The following is a 21317-nucleotide window of genomic DNA, read 5'->3' on the forward strand; positions in this document are numbered from 1 at the left end:
GTTGCAGCAAAACGTAAATAACTGCAAGGCAGCAAAAGATTCAAATTTACATGGTATTGCGGAAATATCAACTGTTTTAAATCATACTCAACATCAATATTTTATCCGTAAATTTATTTACTCAAAGTTGATATTATGGATGATTTTATTGCAGCGCGTGCGCAGATGGCCCTCTCCCTGGGGTTCCATATCATATTTTCGTGTGTGGGCATGGTGATGCCTTTCCTGATGGCTTTTGCCCACTGGAAATACCTGAAAACCAATAATGAAGTATATAAAGGTCTTACAAAAGCCTGGAGCAAAGGGGTTGCTATCCTTTTTGCAACAGGAGCCGTTTCCGGTACCATGCTTTCCTTTGAGCTGGGATTGCTGTGGCCGGGTTTTATGAAGCATGCAGGGCCCATTTTCGGAATGCCTTTCTCGCTGGAGGGAACTGCCTTTTTCATTGAGGCTATTGCCATCGGGTTCTTTTTGTATGGCTGGGACAAATTCAATAAATGGTTTCACTGGTTTTGCGGATTCCTTGTAGGAGTAAGCGGGTTGGCTTCAGGCATTCTGGTTGTGGCTGCCAATGCCTGGATGAATTCTCCCACGGGATTTGATTATATCAACGGAAAGTATGTAAATATCGATCCTATAAAAGCAATGTTTAATGATGCCTGGTTTCCACAGGCTCTTCATATGAGTGTAGCGGCATTTTGCGCGACAGGATTTGCGGTGGCCGGAGTTCATGCTTTCTTAATAATGAGAAAAAAGAACGTTGAATTTCATACCAAAGCGTTTAGAATTGCAGTGGGCTTTGCCCTGATCGGAGCTTTTGGTGCTCCTTTAAGTGGTGATATCGCAGCAAAATCCGTTGCAGAAAGACAGCCTATAAAATTAGCAGCCATGGAAGCCCATTTCGAAACTGAAAAAGGAGCTTCATTTGTGATTGGCGGAATTCCTGACGAAGAAAAAGAAGAAATAAAATATGCCATCAAAATTCCAAAAGTATTAAGCTTTCTGGTAAGCAATGATTTTAATTCTGAAGTAAAGGGGCTAAAAGATTTCCCAAGAGATGAATGGCCTCCTATCGCGGTTACCCATTATGCCTTTCAGATTATGATTTTCTTTGGAGTAGTGATGATCGGTATCGGCGCAGTATATCTGTATGCTTTCTTTTTCAGAAAAGAATGGCTGAGCCGGAACTGGCTTTTAAAAACATTCTTAATTGCCACTCCTTTTGGTTATATTGCACTGGAGGCAGGATGGACCGTCACCGAAGTAGGCCGGCAGCCCTGGATTATTTATGGCGTAATGAGAACCATAGATGCGGTAACTCCCATGCCGGGAATACAGTATTCATTCTATTTCTTTACCGCAATTTTCGTATCCCTTTCTCTGATCCTGATCTTCCTGCTGCGAAGACAGATCCAGATGGTACCGAAGCTTTATGACCCTACCGATCCGCAGTTTAACGATAAAAACAAAAAATCATGATCTACATTGTAATAGGCTTTTTATGGCTTTCCATCTGTCTTTATATTATTCTGGGCGGAGCTGATTTTGGAGCAGGTATTGTGGAGCTTTTTACCAATAAGAAAGCCCGCCACAAAACACAGGAGATCATGTATGAATCGATAGCCCCTGTCTGGGAAGCCAATCATATGTGGCTGATCATTGCTATTGTAATCCTGTTCGTGGGATTTCCTGAAATTTATACGACCATGTCAACCTATCTTCATATTCCTCTGGTGCTGATGCTTGTCGGGATTATTGCAAGAGGTACTGCCTTTACTTTCAGGCATTATGATGCCGTAAAGGATGACTGGCAGTTTTTATATACCCAAATATTTTACTACGCAAGTTTGCTGACTCCATTCTTTTTGGGACTCATAGCCGCCGCAACGGTTTCTCACTCCATCAATCCTGATGCTTCAGGCTTCCTGGATCTTTATATTTTCAGCTGGCTCAACTGGTTTGGGGTATCGGTCGGTTTGTTTACCGTAGCACTTTGTGCCTATCTTGCTTCAATCTTCTCATTAAGGGAAACCAAAGGTACTGATGAACTTCTGCTGATGATCAGAAAATCAAAACAGACGATGGTTTTTGTGGTCATTACCGGGATCCTGGTATTTGTCACTGCTTATATTTCAGATATTCCGCTATTAATGTGGGTGTTTTCCAAACCATTGGGGATTATGTCTATTGCTTTTGCGACGATTGCATTATTGCTGATTTTCAGAGCAATGAACCGGCAAAAACTGCTTCCTGTAAGGGCATTGGCAGGGTTCCAGATCGTTATGATTTTAGTAGCAGCAACCTATCAGCATAACCCTAATATCATTTTATTAGGAAACGGCCAGCACCTTTCGCTTTTAGAACATATGGCTCCCGAAAAAACAATTGCAGCCCTGGGATGGGCGCTGATGCTGGGTTCTTTATTTATTCTTCCATTTTTATTTTACCTGATGGCTTCCTTCAGCAGACTTAGAAAATGACCCATATGAAGAGTTACAAGGATAAGAAAGAACTTATTGAAGAAATTAATAAAAGATATCAATTATACGATCAGGAACTTCAGGATATCCCAGAGGAGAAAAAGAACCTGCTCAAACCGGGGATCGACAAAACGCCATCACAAAATATTTCCTATCAGATCGGTTGGACAGGCCTACTGCTTCAATGGGAGTCTGATGAAAAGAAAGGAATTGAGGTAAAAACCCCGACTCACGAATATAAATGGAATAATCTAAAAGGGCTATATCAATCTTTCTACGATCAATATGGTTCTTACAGTTTAGCAGACCAGAGAATACTGTTAAAAAAGCAGGTCGATGAAATCATAGAATGGATCCAAAGTCTTGATGATCACACGCTATTTGTTCCTGAACAAAGAATATGGGCAACAACACCAGCTAAATGGCCCGTTTGGAAATGGGTTCATATCAATACGGTTGCTCCTTTTACCAACTTCAGGTCACAACTTCGAAAATGGAAAAAAGAAACCGGTACAGATTAGTTCTGCACCGGTTTTATATTTAATTGTTTAAGCTATGCTTATGCCAGCTTCATCAAAAGATTGTCATCAACCTTCTCCACTTTAACAAGATTATTCTTTGTCAGAGTTTTGGAAGCTTTATCCCATTTTTTACCGGATAACTGGCTTCTTTGTTTTACTTCAGCTAAAGCCATTGCTTCTTCCTGAGAATTAAGGATTTCAAGGATTACTTTTTCATCCTCACCCAATTCAATTTGTGGAACTGTTTTTTCAGGTCTCATCTGAGGGAAGAATAATACTTCCTGGATTGATGCATTGTTCGTTAAGAACATGATGAGTCTGTCCATCCCGATTCCTAATCCGGAAGTCGGTGGCATCCCGTATTCAAGAGCTCTTAAGAAGTCCTGGTCGATGAACATCGCTTCATCATCCCCTCTTTCAGATAAAGCCATCTGTGCTTCAAAACGCTCTCTTTGATCAATAGGGTCGTTAAGCTCCGAATAAGCATTAGCGATTTCTTTACCGCAAACCATTAATTCAAAACGCTCTGTCAAGCCCTCTTTGCTTCTGTGTTTCTTTGTGAGTGGAGACATTTCAATCGGGTAATCTGTAATGAATGTCGGCTGAATAAAGTTTCCTTCACATTTCTCACCGAAAATCTCATCAATCAGTTTTCCTTTACCCATCGTTTCATTGACCTCGATACCGATGGACTTGGCGAAATCAAATAATTCCTGCTCAGTTTTTCCCGTAATATCAAAACCTGTAAATCTCAGGATTGCCTCTGTCATAGAAACTCTTGGATAAGGAGCTTTGAAATCAACATGATGCTCTCCGAATGTAGCTGTTGTCGTTCCGTTGACCTGAATAGCACAGAATTCCAACAACTTCTCTGTGAAATCCATCATCCAGTTGTAATCTTTATACGCTACATAGATTTCCATAGCGGTAAACTCAGGATTATGAGTTCTGTCCATTCCTTCATTTCTGAAGTTTTTAGAAAACTCATATACTCCGTCAAAACCACCTACGATCAATCTTTTAAGGTATAACTCATTAGCAATTCTTAAATATAATGGAATATCCAATGCATTATGGTGCGTGATAAACGGTTTTGCAGCTGCTCCTCCTGGAATCGACTGTAAAATAGGAGTTTCCACCTCAAAATATCCTGCATCATTGAAGAAAGTTCTCATCGCGTTGAACAACTTTGTTCTCTTTACGAAAATTTCTTTCACCTGCGGGTTAACGGTCAGATCTACATAACGCTGTCTGTATCTTAATTCAGGATCCGTGAAGCCGTCATGTACCACTCCATTTTCATCAGTTTTTGCCTGAGGAAGCGGACGTAAAGCTTTGGTAAGGAGGGTAAAGTTCTTTACTAAAACCGTCTTCTCTCCTACCTGAGTGGTAAACAATTCCCCTTCGATACCGATGATATCACCGATATCCAAAAGATGCTTATACACTTCATTATATAGTTCTTTATCTTCACCGGGACAGATTTCGTCTCTGTTGAAGTACACCTGGATTTTTCCTGTAGAGTCCTGCAATTCTGCAAAAGAAGCTTTCCCCTGAATTCTGCGGGACATCAATCTACCAGCGATCTTTACCTGTTTACTTTCAGAAAAGTCCTGTTTTATAGATTCTGTAGTATCTGTAATGGTATACTCATCCGCAGGGAACGCATTAATCCCCATTTCAGTCAGCTTATTCAGCTTTTCTCTTCTAATGATTTCTTGTTCTGATAATTGCATTTCTTATTTTTCTAAAAGCGTACAAATTTAGGCATTTTTGGGCTGACCGTCAACGGCTTTTTTCAGAAATTTTAAAATGTGAATATGAACAAAGAATTTGGGGGGATAGAAAGCCGGAATTTTGATCTAAAACCGGGAGATAGTAGGAGGTCCCTTTATAAAAAGACATTTAGCTTTAATGAGAATAAAAGTCGATGATTCTCTTATCCTAACCATTCTCTCCTCTTTCCCTGAGGAATAAAGGTCCATGCCAGTATTCTGCTTATCTTCTGTCCCTGAGCCATGTCGATTATCTTTACCTCTACTGCTTTTACCTTCTTCAAAAGCGTAGTCAGTTTGTATAGATTATCCTTTTTAGAAACCAAGCAGGTAAACCAAAGAACCTGAGATGAATACTGAACACTTTCATTAATCATATTGGTAATGAATGTCAATTCACCACCTTCACACCATAATTCTGACTGCTGTCCGCCAAAATTCAGTAATGTTTTTGACCCCTTTCCTTTATTTAAGCTTTTTGTTTTTCTAAGATTTCCTTTGATCATAGACTCTTTTGAATCATGAAAAGGTGGATTACACATAGAAAAGGTAAGCCTGTCTTCAGAACCTATTATATTCCTGAATATATAGTTGGAGTCTGGCTGATGCTTCAGTTCAATTACTGATGACAGGTCCGGATTTTGATCTAAAATATGCTGGGCGTTTTTCAGAGAATCTTCATTGATATCTGATCCAAGCATCTTCCAGCCATAGGATTTATGGGCTATTAAAGGATAAACAAGATTAGCTCCTACTCCAACATCAAGTCCTTTCACAGAAGTTCCTGTTGGAATTTTATCTTTCTGTTCTGCCAATAGATCAGCAATATAATGAACATAATCTGCCCGTCCCGGAATAGGTGGACACAAATTGGTATCGGGAATATCCCAGTCCTTAATATTGTAGAAGTGTAATAATAATGCTTTATTGAGTAATTTTACAGCCTCAGGAATGCTGAAATTAATAGTTCTTGTCCCATGAACATTCACAAAGACGTAATGTTTCAGTTCTGGCACACAAGAAATAAGCAGATCAAAATCATAGGGATTACGATGCAGATTTCTTGTATGCAGACTGGATTTTTCGGTGGACATATTTTACTTCTTCTGACTCAGAATATATTCCACCATTTTTTTAGCATCTTCTTTAGATACCTGTGGATGGGCTGCCATAGGCACTCCGCCCCAGACTCCACTGCCGCCTTCTATAATTTTGGACGCTAGCAGCTCGATATCTTTTTGAGAATATTTGTCTGCTATTTCCTGATAAGAAGGTCCTATCATTCTCTCATTAAGAGCGTGGCATCCCGAACAGTCTAATGTTTCGATGATCTGGTCACCGGAAAGATTGGATTGCGCAGGTTCTGAAACAACGTTTTCAGAAGAAACCGCCACCTCTGCTGTATTTTCTTTTTTAGAACAGGAAAGAATCAGAAGACCCAGAACTCCTGTCAAAAGTATGTTTTTCATTATTTAGTAAGCGTATCTGCTTTGGCTTCACTTGGCGGCACAGACATGGCTGCATTAACATCTGCTTCAGGCTTATTACGTGTTGTCGCCGAAGAATCCACAACAACAGTAGTTGCTTCAGGCTCTTCAAGCATTGTGTTGCTGTCCTGTAATGAGTGATCCACTTTTTTCGAACAGTTAACCACTAATAAACCTCCGATGAATGCGATAGCTAATACTTTTTTCATTTTTTTCTAATTTGAAAGCAAAAATATAAAAAATAAAGTTTTAAACTTATGACAAATGTTTTCTTTGATAAATAATTTTCAAAAGCAGTTCTGTAATTTTTTGAAAATTTAATTCAAATAGTAGGGATATTTGAATTAGGTTATTACTTTTGCATAAGAAATGTTCCACATTCAAAATGATACTAAACCATGACTCAAAAAAATTTATTACGCACGGCTTTATTGGCTGTACTTTCCTCTCTTGTGTTATCCTGTGACAATTCTTCCTCTGAAGATCAGAAGTCGGAATACTCTGATAAAATAGAATCGGCAACTTTATTAAAAACCACAAAATCATGGGACGGTACGCTGTACACCAGCTACCCTACCGGACAGCCTGAAATCTCGGTGCTTAAAATTTCTGTACCCCCCAACAAAGCTTTGGACTGGCATAAGCACCCCGTTATCAACGCGGCCTATGTTGAAAAAGGGGAAATTCAGGTGGAACGAAAAGAAGATGGTAAGACTCAATGGATCAGGCAGGGCCAGGCTGTTCCTGAAATGGTCAATATCGCACACCGGGGCAAGACCGGAGAAAAAGGAGCTACGCTTATCGTTTTTTATAGCGGCACACCGGACCTGCCTCTTTCAGAACCCGTACATTAAATAGATTTCAACAATGGGTTCGCAAGGCCACTTCATTCAGCTAATAAGATCACTCTACTGAATGAACTGCTGTTGCGATAATTTTTAACTTGATCATAATAACATCTTCGATCTCAGCGTTTGAATAAAGAGTATTATATTTAAAACATGGTTTTAATCTCAAAAATTCTGTTTTTCACCAGCCATCATGGTTTTTATACTGTGATTCTGCTATTTGCATTCTTTGTCCTTATTTCCTATCTGACGAAAAAAGCATGGTTTCTTGCTCCGATTATTCCATTGGCTATTCTAAATGGTCTTGGCGGGCAGTTCTTAAATGCATGGTTCCTCAATACCTACGGTACAGAAAGTACAGCCATCATCACTTCTGATGTAGAGACCAACTCAACATTGAATGATATGTATATCCACGATTATGAAGCTATTGTCAAAAAGCAGGACGGAAAATATGTTTCGACATTCTTTTCCACCACAACAGCGGCAATTTATCCTATTGAAAATGCAATAAGGATTCCGCGACCAGAGGTTCCATTTCCGGTAAAGTATATTCCGGGATACGAAAAAAACATGGTGATTCTTTATAACCGATCTGAAGAAGGACAGGCAGTTCTAAAATATTCTAAATTGGCTCCTGTGAACTCTGCGAAGATCAAATATGAAGCGGACAGAACCAATAAAGAGTTTATTGAAGAATACATCTCAGCGCTTGAAAATTATACCCGGGAATATCATGACGAAGTCTATGATCAAAAACTTAAAGAACTTAAACGGGAGCTCAGGGATCTCCGATAAAGGATTTCAAGAGTATTTTTTATTTTTTGACATTTTTTACTTTTTGTATTGAAAAAATTTCTAAATTTGTCCCATGTTTAAAATGAACAACAATATTTGGTGGTGGCTTTCAAACTCTTCGTCGGGTCTGGAGGTATTGTCATGTTGTTGATTACACAGCAGAAATAATAAAACAAACAATATATAGGCTTTGACGGATACCGTTGAAGCCTTTTTTTATTCCTTAATCCTACAAAAAACAAAAAGATGTTTACTGATCCTATCAAAATAAAAACTGTTTCGAAAAAAACGTTGGGAGATCTTCATACTCCCATGAATATTTACCTGAAGATCAGGGATAAATTCCGGGACACCATTCTTCTGGAAAGCTCTGATTCTAAAAGTATTGACAATAACTTTTCCTTTATTGCCGTCAATGCTATAGCAGGAATTGAAGTGAAAAACCTTAATGAGTTTGAGATCAAACTTCCTGCTTCTGCTCCTGTAAAACAGCTGATCAACGAACAAAATATCACTGACATTTTTGAAAATTTCAGGAATGTCTTCAAGTGTGAAGCTACTTCGGATCCTATAGAACAGACTGCTCAGAGTCTTTTTGGCTACACCAGCTTTGAGGCAGTACAATTCTTTGAAAATATTAATCTAAAAGCACAAAGTCCTGAAGTGGAGATTCCTGTTTTAAGATACAGATTATACCAGTATGTCATTGCCATCAATCACTTCAATGATGAAATGCATATCATTGAAAATCTGACTGCCGGCGTAAAATCTGAACTTCATCTTTTGGAAAACCTCATCAAAAACCAGAATACTCCGGTTTATCCTTTTGAAAAAACAGGCCTGGAAACCTCCAACATTACAGATGAAGACTATATCGACCTGGTAAAAACAGCTCAGAAGCACTGTATGAGAGGTGATGTTTTTCAGCTGGTGCTCAGCAGAAGATTTCAGCAGAAGTTTAAAGGTGACGAATTTAACGTATACCGTGCGTTGCGAAACATCAATCCATCTCCTTACCTGTTTTATTTTGATTACGGAAATTACAAACTATTCGGATCAAGTCCCGAAAGCCAGCTGATTATTAAAAACAATAAAGCAATTATTCATCCTATTGCCGGAACGTCCAAGAGAACGGGAAATCTAGGAACTGATCTTCAGGCCATCGAGGTATTAAAAGCGGATCCTAAAGAGAATGCAGAACACACTATGCTGGTGGACCTGGCCAGAAATGATCTGGGAAAAATGGGAAAAAATGTAACGGTTACAAAGCTCAAAGAAATCCAGTTATTTTCCCATGTGATCCATATGGTAAGCGAAGTGACTGCAGATGTGCCGGCTGATATCAACCCGCTGGAAATGGTTTCTGCCACATTCCCCCAGGGAACATTAAGCGGAGCTCCCAAGCATAAGGCTTTGCAGCTTATCAATCAGTATGAAAAAGATTCAAGAGGCTACTACGGAGGCTGCATCGGTATTATCGGTCTCAATGGTACCTGCAACCAGGCCATTATGATCAGAACTTTTCTAAGTAAGAACAATACCCTTTATTACCAGGCCGGTGCTGGTCTTGTGGCCAAATCAATCCCAGAAAACGAACTGCAGGAAGTCAATAACAAACTCAATGCTCTGAAAAAAGCGGTTGAAAAAGCAGAAAAATTAGTTGAAAGCTAGACCATCAGGAATTACAGAAGACCTTACAATCAATCAGAAAAAAACAAAAAATGAACAACAATATACCATCAGCAACCGATCAACCGCTTCAGGTTCTTGTATTTGACAATTACGACAGCTTCACTTATAATCTTGTCCAGATCATTGAGAGAATTCTGGGTCAGAGCGTAGATGTAGTCAGAAACGACCAAATCACACTGGAAGAAGTCGGGAAATATGATAAGATCATTCTTTCTCCGGGTCCGGGGATTCCTGAAGAAGCAGGAATTTTATTGGATTTGATTAAAGAATATGCGCCTACTAAAAGTATCCTCGGAGTATGTCTCGGCCAGCAGGCCATTGCAGAAGCTTTTGGTGGAAACCTTATCAATCTGTCTGAAATTTTCCATGGGGTGGCTACCACAACTGATCTGGTAAAAGAAGACACCAAACTTTTCAGGGATCTGAATTCCGGATTGGAAGTAGGACGGTATCATAGCTGGGCGGTAGATCCGGAAGGGTTTCCGGAGGAACTGGAAATTACAGCAATAGACGATGCCGGAATGATTATGGCGCTCCAGCACAAAACTTATGATGTACATGGAGTACAATTTCATCCTGAAAGCATTTTAACACCTGACGGAGAAACCATTATTAAAAACTTTCTTTTACCGTGAAAACCACAGAAATCCCTGCAACCATAATAAAAACACCTCAAATGAAAGAAATACTTCAATATCTATTTAACCACCATACCTTATCAAAATCTGAGGCAAAGGCCATGATGATTGAAATTGCACAGAATAAATTCAACGCTGCGGAGGTAACCGCCTTTATCAGCGTATTCCTGATGCGTAATATTACCCTGAAAGAGATGGAGGGCTTCAGAGAAGCTTTACTTCAGATGGCCGTTCCTGTGACTATTGATGCAAGCGATGCGATTGACATTGTAGGAACGGGCGGTGATGGTAAAAATACAATTAATATATCCACATTAGCCAGCTTTGTCGTGGCCGGTGCCGGACAGAAGGTAACGAAACATGGAAATTATGGAGCTTCTACCACAACAGGATCATCCAATGTGCTGGAAGAGCTGGGGTATGAGTTCAAGAACAATTCGGAGCAACTGAATGAAGATCTTGGGAGATCGAACATCTGCTTTTTACATGCTCCTTACTTCCACCCTGCCCTTCAGTCGGTCGGACTACTGAGAAAATCCCTTGGTTTAAGAACATTCTTTAATTTACTGGGGCCATTGGTGAATCCTGCAAAACCAAAATACTCCATGATCGGAGTATATAATCTTGAAATTGCCAGGATCTATCAGTATCTCCTGCAACATATGGATCGTGATTTTATCTTGGTCCACGCTCTGGACGGCTACGATGAGATCAGCCTTACCCATGACAGCAAAATCATTACTAAAAACGGAGAAGAAATTTATTCTGCAGAAGATTTAGGTTTCAATCCGGTAGATGCCGGAGATATTCAAGCGGGAAGCACTACCCGGAAAACAGCCAGGATCTTTATGAATATTCTGGAAGGAAACGGTACGGAACAGCAGAACGCTGTAGTCTTAGCTAATGCTTCAGTAGCACTTTTCAACACGCACAAGTTCGGAACATATGATGACTGCCTTCTTTTAGCCCGGGAAAGTTTAGATAGCGGAAAGGCGTTGAAGTCTTTTGAACTTTTAATTAATTAATCTTATTGTTCATTATTTTTTTAACCATTAAGAATTTTTAAGGAATGAAGAATCGTTAAGATCATCGCTAAAGCTATTTATCCAACGCCATTCTTTATGATCCCATCCTGGATGGAACTTAATTTATCCTATCATCTTAAATGTACCTTAATGGTTTATAATTTTTTTATTATCTTATTAAATTTCCATATCCAATGACCATACTCGATACCATTATTCAAAGAAAAAAAGAAGAAGTAGCGGTTGCAAAATCCAATATTTCTATCGGGCATTTAAAAAAAAGCGGCTTTCTTGGAAGGGAAACATATTCCCTGAAGGAGTCTATCAATAGCAGAAGCGGGATTATTGCTGAGTTTAAAAGACAATCTCCTTCCAAGGGAATTATCAATGACAAAGTACAGCCATTGGAGGTAGTTTCTGCCTATGAACAATTTGGAGCCAGCGGCATTTCCATCCTTACCGACACTGATTTTTTCGGTGGAAATCTGAACGATATTCTGGCTGTAAGAGAGCAGATTGGTATTCCTATTCTGCGGAAAGATTTTATGATCGATGAGTACCAGTTTTATGAAGCCAGAAATATCGGGGCTGACGTTGTTCTTTTAATTGCCTCCTGCCTCTCTCCCGACCAGGTTCATGAATTTACAGATCTTGCTCACGAGCTCAAGATGGAAGTCCTGCTGGAGATTCATACAGAAGAGGAACTCCGACATCTGAATCCGAAAATTGATCTGGTAGGTATTAATAACAGAAACTTAAAGGATTTTAAAGTCGATCTCCGGCATTCTGTTCAGCTGAAAAACCTTCTTCCAGCCCATATTCTATCTGTTGCAGAAAGTGGTATTTACAATCTTGACGATTTTAATTATCTGAAAGAAAAAGGATTTGACGGTTTCCTGATGGGAGAATATTTCATGAAAAATGAAAATCCGGCCAAAGCTTTTGAAAATTTTACTGTACAAATTTAATATACAAACCATCTCTGATCATGAACCAGCAGCCTTCCAACATTCCTAAACTCAAAGTATGTGGTTTAACTCAATTCAACCAGATTCAAGAGCTGATGGCGATGAATGTAGATTTCCTTGGCTTTATTTTCTATGAAAAATCACCAAGATATGTTTTGAATCATCTGAGCCTGGAAGAGATCTCTACTATTCATCACCATGGGAAAACAGGTGTTTTTGTGAATGAAGACGCGGACACCATTCTCAAAATTGTTCAAAAAGCAGGATTACATTTTGTTCAGCTTCATGGCGACGAAAATGATCGTTTCATTGGTGAATTAAGACAAAAACTGGATCCGGAAGTTAAAATCATTAAAGTGATAAGGATAGGAGAAAATGATTCAGAAACCAAAAATAAAATACTGCAAACTTTTAACCAGCAACCCGCAACCTCCAGTCTACAACCTATCTCCTATTACCTTTTCGATACAGATGGAAAAGCATTCGGAGGAACGGGAAAACAGTTTGACTGGTCTTTATTGAATGACCTTACTATTCCACTTCCCTATTTTTTGAGCGGTGGAATTTCAGAAGAAAATATCGGCAATATAGATGTTTTGTACCAGCAGCCTTTTGCTTTGGATATTAATTCTAAATTTGAAATAGCGCCGGGAAATAAAGATACCAGCAGAATAAAAAAATTCAAAGCTCAGTATCTTAAGGATAGATAACAGAATAAAACACCGATGATGAATATTCACTTATTAAAAAAAACATTTTATAAAACCTTATTTCCACCTAAATTCGGGAATGAAAAGATCCAGTCTTTATATCATTTTATATCCCAGAATGATGGTCCTGTAGAACGATGGGAAGCAGATGGATTACTGGCAGAATTCATCCGTATTATCAAAGGATTTGAAGAAAGTGACATCACTTACTTTTTTGAAAGGATCAGCCTGTGGAACAGCTATTATCTTGTGATTATATCAGATAAGTTTTTAGATTCCCATGTCAGAGCAAGTGTCAGTTATGATCTGGGGCTCATTTACGCCAAAGTCTTCCTGCTGTATGAAGATGCGGACCCTTATTATTTAATTGATAATCTTGAAATTGCCATTACCATGTACCATTCAAAAATAGATAAGGCGACATTGATCGACCTAACACATAAAATTGAATTGTTGCATTATAGGAAACTGATCACCAAACAACAATACGATTATCATCTTACCTTTATTAAAAGTTTGAATCCATGAAATATCAGATCAAAGAAGTACAGGAATTAACGGAAGCTGAGATCGAACATATCTTACAGCTTTGGGACGTATCTGAATGGAATACCATGAAATCTACCTATTTCAGAATGTTCTTTAAAGATTCGGAATTTCATTTTCTGCTGGACGCCCGTGAGAGTATTCTGGCTGTTATCCGTATCAATTTTGATTTCACCCTTCAGATTTCCGGTGAACACTATTCTTTTGCAGAAATAGTAGGGCTTATCGCCTCCCACCAGAGAAAAGGATACGGAGCTGAACTGATGAAACATTTTAAAGAAAATGTTACACAACGAAATCTGGAAGCCATTGGATTTTGCCATTCTGATGTACGCCCCTTTTATGAGAAATGCAATATCGAAATTCTCTATGATAAAGGTGGTGCTATCAAGGAAAGAGCAGGTTCCGAATGGGTAAGTTCCGATGATGATGATATTTTGATTTTTCATACCTCGAAGGAAAGAAAAGAACTGCTCAATCAGCTAAACGCACAAAACAACGCTTATTTAATTACTAAAGAATAAAAAATGAATTATAAAAACCCTGACGAAAACGGATATTATGGAGATTTTGGAGGCGCTTTCGTCCCGGAAATGCTGTATCCGAATGTAGAAGAACTGCAAAAAAACTATCTTGAAATCATAGAGTCTGTGGATTTTCAGACGGAGTATCAGGATTTGCTTAAAAACTATGTAGGACGGGCTACACCCTTATATTTTGCGAAAAATCTAAGCAATAAATACAAAACTCAAATTTATTTAAAGCGGGAAGATCTCAACCATACCGGAGCCCATAAGATCAACAATGCGCTGGGGCAGGTACTCCTGGCAAAACGTCTTGGAAAAACAAGAATCATTGCTGAAACGGGCGCAGGACAACATGGTGTTGCCACCGCTACAGCGTGCGCTTTGCTGGGATTGGAATGCATCGTTTATATGGGAGAAATCGATATTCAGAGACAGGCCCCTAATGTAGCAAGAATGAAAATGCTGGGTGCAGAGGTTGTGGCAGCTACTTCGGGTTCAAAAACACTTAAAGACGCTGTAAACGAAGCACTAAGGGACTGGATCAACAATCCTTTAACCACCCATTATGTTATTGGCAGCGTGGTTGGACCTCATCCTTTTCCGGATCTCGTAGCCAGATTTCAAAGTATTATTTCAAAAGAAATCAAAGAACAGCTTAAAGAAAAAATCGGAAGAGAAAATCCTGATTATGTTATTGCGTGTGTAGGTGGCGGAAGTAATGCTGCAGGAACTTTTTACCACTTTGTAGAAGAAAAAGATGTAAAAATTATCGCTGCTGAAGCCGGAGGATTGGGAATAGATTCAGGAAAATCTGCAGCGACTACCTTTTTGGGAACGCTGGGTGTACTTCACGGAAGCAAAAGTCTGGTGATGCAGACCGGGGATGGTCAGGTGATTGAGCCACATTCCATTTCGGCAGGTCTGGATTATCCGGGAATCGGGCCTTTCCATGCTCATTTATTTAAGGAAAAAAGAGCAGAATTCTTTAGTATTAATGATCATGAGGCTTTACAATGTGCCTTTGAACTGACCAAACTTGAAGGGATTATTCCTGCATTGGAAAGTTCTCATGCGCTGGCGGTTTTGGATAAGAAAACATTTAATGAAAATGATGTTGTGGTTATTTGCCTGAGCGGCCGTGGAGATAAGGATATGGAAACGTATTTGAAAAATTTGTAAAATGTCGGATGTAAAATGTACAATGTATTTCATCTAACATTCATTACATTATACTTTGTACATTATACTTTAATACAATAAAGAAAGAAATGAAAAAACTAAATATATACTTCACTGCCGGAATTCCACAATTGGAAGATACTGCGGATATAATCAGGCTGATTCAGGATTCAGGAGCAGACATGATTGAAATAGGAATGCCCTATTCTGATCCTGTTGCAGACGGACCGGTCATACAAAAGGCACATGAACTAGCTTTACAAAACGGGATGTCAATCGAAAAGCTGCTGTCTCAACTGAAGGCCATTAAAAACGAAATCAGAATTCCTATAATCCTGATGGGATACATTAATCCTGTACTAAGCTTCGGATTTGAAAAATTCTGTGCGGCATGTTCGGAGAGCGGTGTTTCAGGACTGATACTGCCAGATCTGCCACCGATTGAGTTCGAGAAAAACTATCAGCATATTTTAGAAAAATATGGTCTCAATTTTACATTTCTCGTTACTCCTGAGACTTCGGATGAACGGATGGTCTATCTGGACTCTTTGAGCTCCGGTTTTCTCTATGCGGTAAGCTCCTCGTCTACTACCGGAAATGAAAATGCTGTGGTAAAGAACGAGAACTACCTTTCCAGGGTAGCGTCCCTCCCTCTGAAAAATCCAGTGATGATTGGTTTTGGAATCAAATCAAAAAGTGATTTTGAAAACGTCACGGAAAAAGCGGATGGTGGTATTATAGGAACTGCTTTTGTCAATATTTTATTACAGGATAAAGACTGGAAGAACAGTGCCATAGATTTTATCCATTCTATAAAAGCGTAAAATTCACTAAATTTGTATATCAAAAATTGAAATGAATACAAATCAAAATAAATCGGTAGAATTTGAAGATTTAGGGATCAAAGAATATCAGCCTGCCTGGGATTATCAGGAACAACTGATGAAAACGATTATTGATACTAAAATCAAAAACAGAGATCTTCCTGCAGAACAGCATACTACAACTTCCAATCATTTACTTTTAGTGGAGCATCCTCACGTATATACGTTGGGCAAAAGCGGGCATGAAGAGAATATGCTGGCGGGTATGGACCAGCTGAAAGAAATTGATGCCACCTTTGTGAAAGTGAATCGTGGTGGTGATATTACCTATCACGGATACGGACAGGTGGTAGGCTACCCTATTCTGGATCTTGAAAACTTTTTTACGGACATTCATCTGTATATGAGAAACCTGGAAGAAGTCATTATCAGAACCATTGGTGAATTTGGACTGAAAGGCGAAAGATCTCCGGGAGAAACAGGCGTATGGCTGGATGTGGGAAAGCCTTATGCCAGAAAAATATGTGCCATGGGTGTTAAGGCTTCCCGATGGGTTACCCTGCACGGTTTTGCCTTGAATGTCAATACGGATATGCGCTATTTTGAATACATCATTCCATGCGGTATCAAGGATAAACAGGTAACTTCATTAAAAAGAGAACTTGAACGGGAACTGACACCAGAAGAAATGGAAATGGTAAAAGCCAGTATCAGAAAACACTTTGCAGATGTTTTTGAAGCTGAGCTGATCTACAGATAGCTTAAACAATATATATATTCCCTATGGATCCTTTCCGGATGCGTAGGGAATTTTTTATTTAATAACCATAGTACAGACAACAAAAGCATTGGATCAATCTGCTATATTATAGACTTAGGGAAAAATGGTAAAGATCCAGCTATAGAGGTTCAGGTATGAAAAATCGACGTTACCAGCTGACCTGACGTTTAGAAACCTTTTAAGCTGATTCAAATAAAAAATTATATGTGAACGGACTAAAGTCCGTTCCTATTGAATAGTAGAACCAATTAATTTCAATATCCTGTGTTTTTACCGGCATAGGAATCATTAATTTTTCCTCAATATCAAGGTAATTAATGAAAAAAAATGATCAAATAATTATTTTTATTAAAAAAAACTTGCAGATATTCTATTTTTTCATAATTTTAATATCACTTTAAAGTGAACTATTTTACAGTCAATAAATATTCACTTAAAAACATTACTAACCACCAAAATTATGAGAATTATGAAAAAATTTCTGTTATCCATGATGGTATTCGCATCGGTACTGTCATTCAATTCCTGCTCCGACTCCGGAGTGAATCAGGAAAATCTTAGCACCAAGGAATCTGCTGAATTTGTCACGAAAGACTTTGGAAAAACTGTTCCGGTAGGGATAGAAAAGGAAAATGGAAACTATAAAGTTTCATTCATTATTACCGCTCAGCCTTTTGAAATCAAGGCCAGTAAAGAAAACGAAGCCTATATTTCTATGATCCAACAGGCGGTAAAAGATGAATCTCCTATTCACGTTTTCGTCAAAGGGAATACGAATGAAATTGCAAAAGTGGAGAAAGCTTCAGAAGAAGATGTCCGTTATTTCAGATCTGTTCTTACAAAGGAAGTAAAAGGCGAAAGTAAAAAACTCACCAGTGTTATTCCTAATCTGGCTACGCTAAACAGCCTTTTTACACAGATTAAAAACCAGGCCTGCGGAACATCAACAGCTTCTTCGCCATGCATTACATTCAGATATCCGGTAGACGGCTGCTACGCCAGAGCTCATAAAATGAGACAAATATTGATAAATGCTGGATATGACTGTGAAAAGCAGTTTGTATATGGCAATCTCAGAGCTTCTACAGGGACGTGCTGTGTATCATGGGTATATCACGTTGCCATCCTGGTTAGTTTTAAAAATGCTTCAGGAGTCGTTGAAAAAAGAATCATTGATCCATCTTTATTCTCAAGCGGCCCGGTAACGGATACAGCCTGGAGAAGCGCATGCACCAATTCTACCTGCGGCTCAACTTCTGTTTCATCTTTTGCCAATACAGCAGGGAATGTATACTACAGAAGCCCTGCCGGCTCACTGATGTATGACAACAACTATGTGAACACCAATTGTGTACTTACTACATTTTCATCCCTTTCAGGATGTTCTCCATCACCTGCACCTAGTGTAGGCCATTGCGGATTCTAACTCATTTTTAATAGCTCCTGCATGTTATTATACTTATATTGCAGGAGCATTTTTTTAACGGTAATACTTCTTTTATGAAAATCTGGAATTTTATTTTAATGCTTATTTTTATGATGACCTCCTGCTCCAATGGTTCAAGTGCACAGAACCTTACCTGGTATAATAATGCGACCATTTCCAATATTGCTGATGACCCTGACAAACCTGAAGAGTTTGTACGTATTTCTATTGGCATCAGCCAGCAGGTTTTCTATCTCTCGAAAAAATCACCAGAATATAAGGCTTTGATGCAGAAGACTACCGAGAGCTTCAAAAATGGAAAAGCCTATAACATTGGTATTGAAAACAATACCAACATCATCAGACAGGTGAATGATATAAAATAGTCCAAATTGTTTACCTGATAACCGAAATTCCTGCATCCACTTTTACTTCTGCACCATGAATGTATGAAGCCTCATCGGAAGCAAGAAACAGAACCACATTGGCAATCTCTGCAGGTTCGCCCTGTCTTTTGAACGGTATGGTAGGAATAAGATCATCAATGGCCGCATCAATCTGTTCCGCCGTCAACCCTGTATTGCTAAAAATATTGGTTTTTATATGTCCCGGGCTTACTCCATTCACTCGGATCCCACGCTCCGTAAGTTCAGTTGCAAATGTTTTGATAAAAGACTGTACTGCAGATTTTGCTGCGGAATATACAGAGAAATTCGGCATGGCAATATCTGTTGCTACTGAAGTATTAAAAATAACAGAACCTCCCTCCTTCATTAACGGTAAAATTTGCTGGACCGTAAAGAAGGGTCCTTTCACCAACACGTTAAAAAGCTCATCAAACAGGTCTTCATTAACAGATTCAATGGGCGAAAATCTTCCGTAACCCGCATTTGCAAAAAGAACATCTACCTGTTGGGTATACTGCTGAACTTCGTTCTGTAAGTTTATGAGATCTCCCATACTTCCGGTATCGGATACTATTCCAAAAGATTTTTTGCCAAGTTTTTCCAGGGCAATATTCACCGTTTTTTTACTTCTTCCAGTGATAATAACTGTTCCTCCTTCATCAATGAATTTTTGGGCGGTAGCGAAACCCATTCCGTTAGTCCCTCCTGTAATGAGGGCAATTTTGTTTTTAAATCTCTGCATTGTTTTTAGTATTAAAATTCTACAGCAAAGATTGGAATAGAAACCGTCCTAAAAAATCCGAATCATGCGGGAAAAACAGAATAACAAAACGGAGCATATGCCGGTTAGTATCCATCTTTTCGGCTTTATCAATAATTGCCATCAATAAAATCTTTCAAAATTAAATTGCACACAATTAAATTGGGCATATATTTGCACTATTATTTTACTTCACATAAGAAAAGAGGTTGATACTATAAGTAGTTTAATTTAAAAACAATACAAAATGTCATTAATAGAAAATCTAAACTGGAGACATGCTGTAAAAGCATATGATCCGACCAAAAAAGTTTCACAGGAAGATCTTAACACCATCTTAGAATCAGCAAGACTGGCTCCTACTTCATCCGGATTACAACCTTTCCGTATCATTGTGGTAGAAAACCAGGAGCTGAAGGAGAGAATGGTAGCAGGTGCCTTAAATCCTGAAGTGATGAGAGATTCTTCTCATGTTTTGGTCTTTGCTGCATGGGACAGCTATTCTAATGAAAAAATTGACCAGGTTTACGATTATCATACTGACGTAAGAGATCTTCCAAGAGGCCGTTTCGGAAGCTACACAGATAAAATCAAAGAAATGTATGGTGCACAGTCTGCTGAAGAGCATTTTGCACATACGGCCCGCCAGACCTATATTGCATTAGGGATTGCTCTTGCACAGGCTGCCGAGCTTAAGATAGACACTACCCCGGCAGAAGGATTCAGCAATGAGGTGGTGGATGAGGTACTGGGATTACGAGAACTGGGACTGAAAAGTGTAAGTCTTCTTTATCTTGGGTACCGTGACGAAGCCAACGACTGGTTGTCTTCTATGAAAAAAGTCCGCATTCCAATGGATGAATTTATCATAAAAAAGTAATACCTTCATCGAATCTTTCGTACTCAAACTTATGGAAAATCCGAATACACCCAAATTAGAAAATCAGATCTGCTTCCCGCTCTATGTCATCGCCAAAGAAATCACAGGGCTCTACCGTCCTTTTCTTGATGAGCTGGGTATTACGTATCCGCAGTACCTTGTGATGATGATATTATGGGACGGAGACGGACTTACGGTAACCCACATTGGAGAAAAACTTTTTCTCGACAGCGGTACTTTAACCCCTCTTCTTAAAAGGCTGGAGTCTAAAGGATTTATTATCAGAAAAAGAAAAAAAGAGGACGAAAGAGTGGTTGAAGTATTTTTAGATGAGGCCGGAAAGCAACTTCAGAAAAGGGCATGTGAAATTCCCGGAAGAATCCAGGAAAGACTGGGAATACAACCGGAAGAACTGCTTCACCTGAAGGACACCGTACTAAAAATATTAAATAAAATAGAAAAATAAATGAAAACATTATATACCACACAGGTCACTGCTACAGGAGGCAGAAACGGACATGTAAAAAGTGAAAACGGAGTTTTGGATCTTGACGTAAGAATGCCGAAAGGATTAGGCGGTGCCAGTGATGACTTTGCCAATCCTGAAATGCTTTTCGCTGCTGGATATTCTGCATGCTTCGACAGTGCTTTGAACAGGGTGATCAGTCTTTCTAAAGTAACAACAGGTGAAACGAAAGTAACGGCACAGGTGAGCATAGGGCAACTTGAGAATGGCGGTTTCGGACTGTCTGCAGAGCTGGATGTAAATATTCCCGGTGTCTCTATGGAAGAGGCACAGACTTTAACGGAGAAAGCACATCAGATCTGTCCTTATTCTAATGCGACAAGGAATAATATGGAGGTAAAACTTTCAGTCACCAACAACGATTAATCCAATTTTTTTAAGCATAGTTATAACGAAAGGAGCTGTTTTTTAATAAAAACAGACACTATCCCGTAAAGTGTGTAAGTTAAAAAGTTAGGGCTTAGATTTTATAATCTGAGCCTTTTTTCAAAAATAAGCATAAATTGGTTGAGTACAATA

At 39.0% G+C, this 21317-nt stretch carries 25 protein-coding genes; 20 read left to right on the top strand and 5 right to left on the bottom strand.

Annotated elements, in window-relative coordinates; all coding sequences use genetic code 11:
* The first annotated feature begins 135 nt into the window (after positions 1-135).
* Genes DRF67_RS14595 through DRF67_RS14605 form a run of 3 tightly spaced genes read left to right on the top strand, consistent with a single transcriptional unit; the run spans position 136 to position 3001 of the window.
* Positions 136-1479, top strand: coding sequence for a cytochrome ubiquinol oxidase subunit I (locus tag DRF67_RS14595; protein WP_115929029.1), 1344 nt, complete (start codon positions 136-138; stop codon positions 1477-1479).
* Positions 1476-2480: a cytochrome d ubiquinol oxidase subunit II gene (locus DRF67_RS14600; RefSeq protein ID WP_115929030.1), complete on the top strand. Its 1005-nt coding sequence runs from the start codon at positions 1476-1478 to the stop codon at positions 2478-2480. The genes DRF67_RS14595 and DRF67_RS14600 overlap by 4 nt, the downstream gene beginning before the upstream one ends.
* Before the next feature lie 5 nt (positions 2481-2485).
* A complete protein-coding gene (locus tag DRF67_RS14605; RefSeq protein ID WP_115929059.1) occupies positions 2486-3001 on the top strand; it encodes a ClbS/DfsB family four-helix bundle protein in 516 nt (171 codons plus the stop codon).
* Positions 3002-3039: 38 nt separating this feature from the next.
* Here DRF67_RS14605 and lysS read toward each other — a convergent pair whose 3' ends face one another.
* The 4 genes from lysS to DRF67_RS14625 all read right to left on the bottom strand — a co-directional run bounded on the left by lysS (position 3040) and on the right by DRF67_RS14625 (position 6472).
* A complete protein-coding gene (gene lysS, locus DRF67_RS14610; RefSeq protein ID WP_115929031.1) occupies positions 3040-4737 on the bottom strand; it encodes a lysine--tRNA ligase in 1698 nt (565 codons plus the stop codon).
* A 203-nt stretch (positions 4738-4940) separates the two neighbouring features.
* Positions 4941-5870 (bottom strand): 23S rRNA (adenine(1618)-N(6))-methyltransferase RlmF, encoded by a 930-nt coding sequence (rlmF, locus tag DRF67_RS14615; RefSeq protein WP_115929032.1) that lies wholly within the window; start codon positions 5868-5870, stop codon positions 4941-4943.
* A gap of 3 nt (positions 5871-5873) precedes the next feature.
* Complete coding sequence (locus DRF67_RS14620) at positions 5874-6245, bottom strand: c-type cytochrome (protein WP_115929033.1); 372 nt, start codon at positions 6243-6245, stop codon at positions 5874-5876.
* Complete coding sequence (locus DRF67_RS14625) at positions 6245-6472, bottom strand: hypothetical protein (protein ID WP_115929034.1); 228 nt, start codon at positions 6470-6472, stop codon at positions 6245-6247. Before DRF67_RS14625 ends, DRF67_RS14620 begins: the two co-directional genes overlap by 1 nt.
* Before the next feature lie 189 nt (positions 6473-6661).
* Here DRF67_RS14625 and DRF67_RS14630 point away from each other — a divergent pair, with 189 nt between their 5' ends.
* From DRF67_RS14630 to DRF67_RS14695, 14 genes are all read left to right on the top strand, one after another.
* Positions 6662-7117 carry a cupin domain-containing protein gene (locus tag DRF67_RS14630; protein ID WP_115929035.1) on the top strand — a complete coding sequence of 152 codons (456 nt, stop codon included), beginning with the start codon at positions 6662-6664 and terminating at the stop codon, positions 7115-7117.
* Between the two features lie 147 nt (positions 7118-7264).
* Entirely contained in the window at positions 7265-7909 is a 645-nt protein-coding gene (locus DRF67_RS14635; protein WP_115929036.1) for a hypothetical protein, read from the top strand.
* A gap of 246 nt (positions 7910-8155) precedes the next feature.
* Complete coding sequence (locus tag DRF67_RS14640) at positions 8156-9580, top strand: anthranilate synthase component I family protein (protein ID WP_115929037.1); 1425 nt, start codon at positions 8156-8158, stop codon at positions 9578-9580.
* Positions 9581-9630: 50 nt separating this feature from the next.
* The gene (locus tag DRF67_RS14645) at positions 9631-10236 is read left to right on the top strand and encodes an anthranilate synthase component II (RefSeq protein ID WP_115929038.1); all 606 of its coding nucleotides are present in this window, start codon (positions 9631-9633) and stop codon (positions 10234-10236) included.
* Between the two features lie 41 nt (positions 10237-10277).
* Positions 10278-11264, top strand: a complete 987-nt coding sequence (gene trpD, locus DRF67_RS14650) for an anthranilate phosphoribosyltransferase (protein ID WP_115929060.1) — start codon at positions 10278-10280, stop codon at positions 11262-11264.
* A gap of 194 nt (positions 11265-11458) precedes the next feature.
* Positions 11459-12232 carry an indole-3-glycerol phosphate synthase TrpC gene (gene trpC, locus DRF67_RS14655; RefSeq protein WP_115929039.1) on the top strand — a complete coding sequence of 258 codons (774 nt, stop codon included), beginning with the start codon at positions 11459-11461 and terminating at the stop codon, positions 12230-12232.
* Between the two features lie 20 nt (positions 12233-12252).
* Complete coding sequence (locus DRF67_RS14660) at positions 12253-12942, top strand: phosphoribosylanthranilate isomerase (RefSeq protein WP_115929040.1); 690 nt, start codon at positions 12253-12255, stop codon at positions 12940-12942.
* A gap of 15 nt (positions 12943-12957) precedes the next feature.
* A complete protein-coding gene (locus DRF67_RS14665; RefSeq protein WP_165851805.1) occupies positions 12958-13470 on the top strand; it encodes a hypothetical protein in 513 nt (170 codons plus the stop codon).
* Positions 13467-14012: a GNAT family N-acetyltransferase gene (locus DRF67_RS14670; RefSeq protein WP_115929042.1), complete on the top strand. Its 546-nt coding sequence runs from the start codon at positions 13467-13469 to the stop codon at positions 14010-14012. The genes DRF67_RS14665 and DRF67_RS14670 overlap by 4 nt, the downstream gene beginning before the upstream one ends.
* A 3-nt stretch (positions 14013-14015) precedes the next feature.
* On the top strand, positions 14016-15194 hold the full coding sequence (gene trpB / locus DRF67_RS14675; protein WP_115929043.1) for a tryptophan synthase subunit beta: 1179 nt from the start codon (positions 14016-14018) through the stop codon (positions 15192-15194).
* A 77-nt stretch (positions 15195-15271) separates the two neighbouring features.
* Positions 15272-16018: a tryptophan synthase subunit alpha gene (gene trpA / locus DRF67_RS14680; protein WP_228435816.1), complete on the top strand. Its 747-nt coding sequence runs from the start codon at positions 15272-15274 to the stop codon at positions 16016-16018.
* Positions 16019-16049: 31 nt separating this feature from the next.
* Positions 16050-16778 carry a lipoyl(octanoyl) transferase LipB gene (lipB, locus tag DRF67_RS14685; RefSeq protein ID WP_115929045.1) on the top strand — a complete coding sequence of 243 codons (729 nt, stop codon included), beginning with the start codon at positions 16050-16052 and terminating at the stop codon, positions 16776-16778.
* 490 nt (positions 16779-17268) lie between these two features.
* A complete protein-coding gene (locus DRF67_RS14690) occupies positions 17269-18225 on the top strand; it encodes a protein-glutamine glutaminase (RefSeq protein WP_123912756.1) in 957 nt (318 codons plus the stop codon).
* 74 nt (positions 18226-18299) lie between these two features.
* Complete coding sequence (locus DRF67_RS14695) at positions 18300-18611, top strand: hypothetical protein (RefSeq protein WP_123912757.1); 312 nt, start codon at positions 18300-18302, stop codon at positions 18609-18611.
* 10 nt (positions 18612-18621) lie between these two features.
* Here DRF67_RS14695 and DRF67_RS14700 read toward each other — a convergent pair whose 3' ends face one another.
* Positions 18622-19374: an SDR family oxidoreductase gene (locus DRF67_RS14700; protein ID WP_115929048.1), complete on the bottom strand. Its 753-nt coding sequence runs from the start codon at positions 19372-19374 to the stop codon at positions 18622-18624.
* Between the two features lie 265 nt (positions 19375-19639).
* Between DRF67_RS14700 and DRF67_RS14705 the strand changes: the two genes are divergently transcribed.
* From DRF67_RS14705 to DRF67_RS14715, 3 genes are read left to right on the top strand one after another with little or no spacing between them, the layout of a single operon-like run.
* Entirely contained in the window at positions 19640-20272 is a 633-nt protein-coding gene (locus DRF67_RS14705; RefSeq protein WP_115929049.1) for an NAD(P)H-dependent oxidoreductase, read from the top strand.
* Between the two features lie 31 nt (positions 20273-20303).
* Complete coding sequence (locus DRF67_RS14710; protein ID WP_115929050.1) at positions 20304-20738, top strand: MarR family winged helix-turn-helix transcriptional regulator; 435 nt, start codon at positions 20304-20306, stop codon at positions 20736-20738.
* On the top strand, positions 20739-21164 hold the full coding sequence (locus DRF67_RS14715) for an organic hydroperoxide resistance protein (RefSeq protein ID WP_115929051.1): 426 nt from the start codon (positions 20739-20741) through the stop codon (positions 21162-21164).
* The last annotated feature ends 153 nt before the right edge of the window (positions 21165-21317 follow it).

Source organism: Chryseobacterium pennipullorum (assembly GCF_003384725.1).
Classification (GTDB): domain Bacteria; phylum Bacteroidota; class Bacteroidia; order Flavobacteriales; family Weeksellaceae; genus Chryseobacterium; species Chryseobacterium pennipullorum.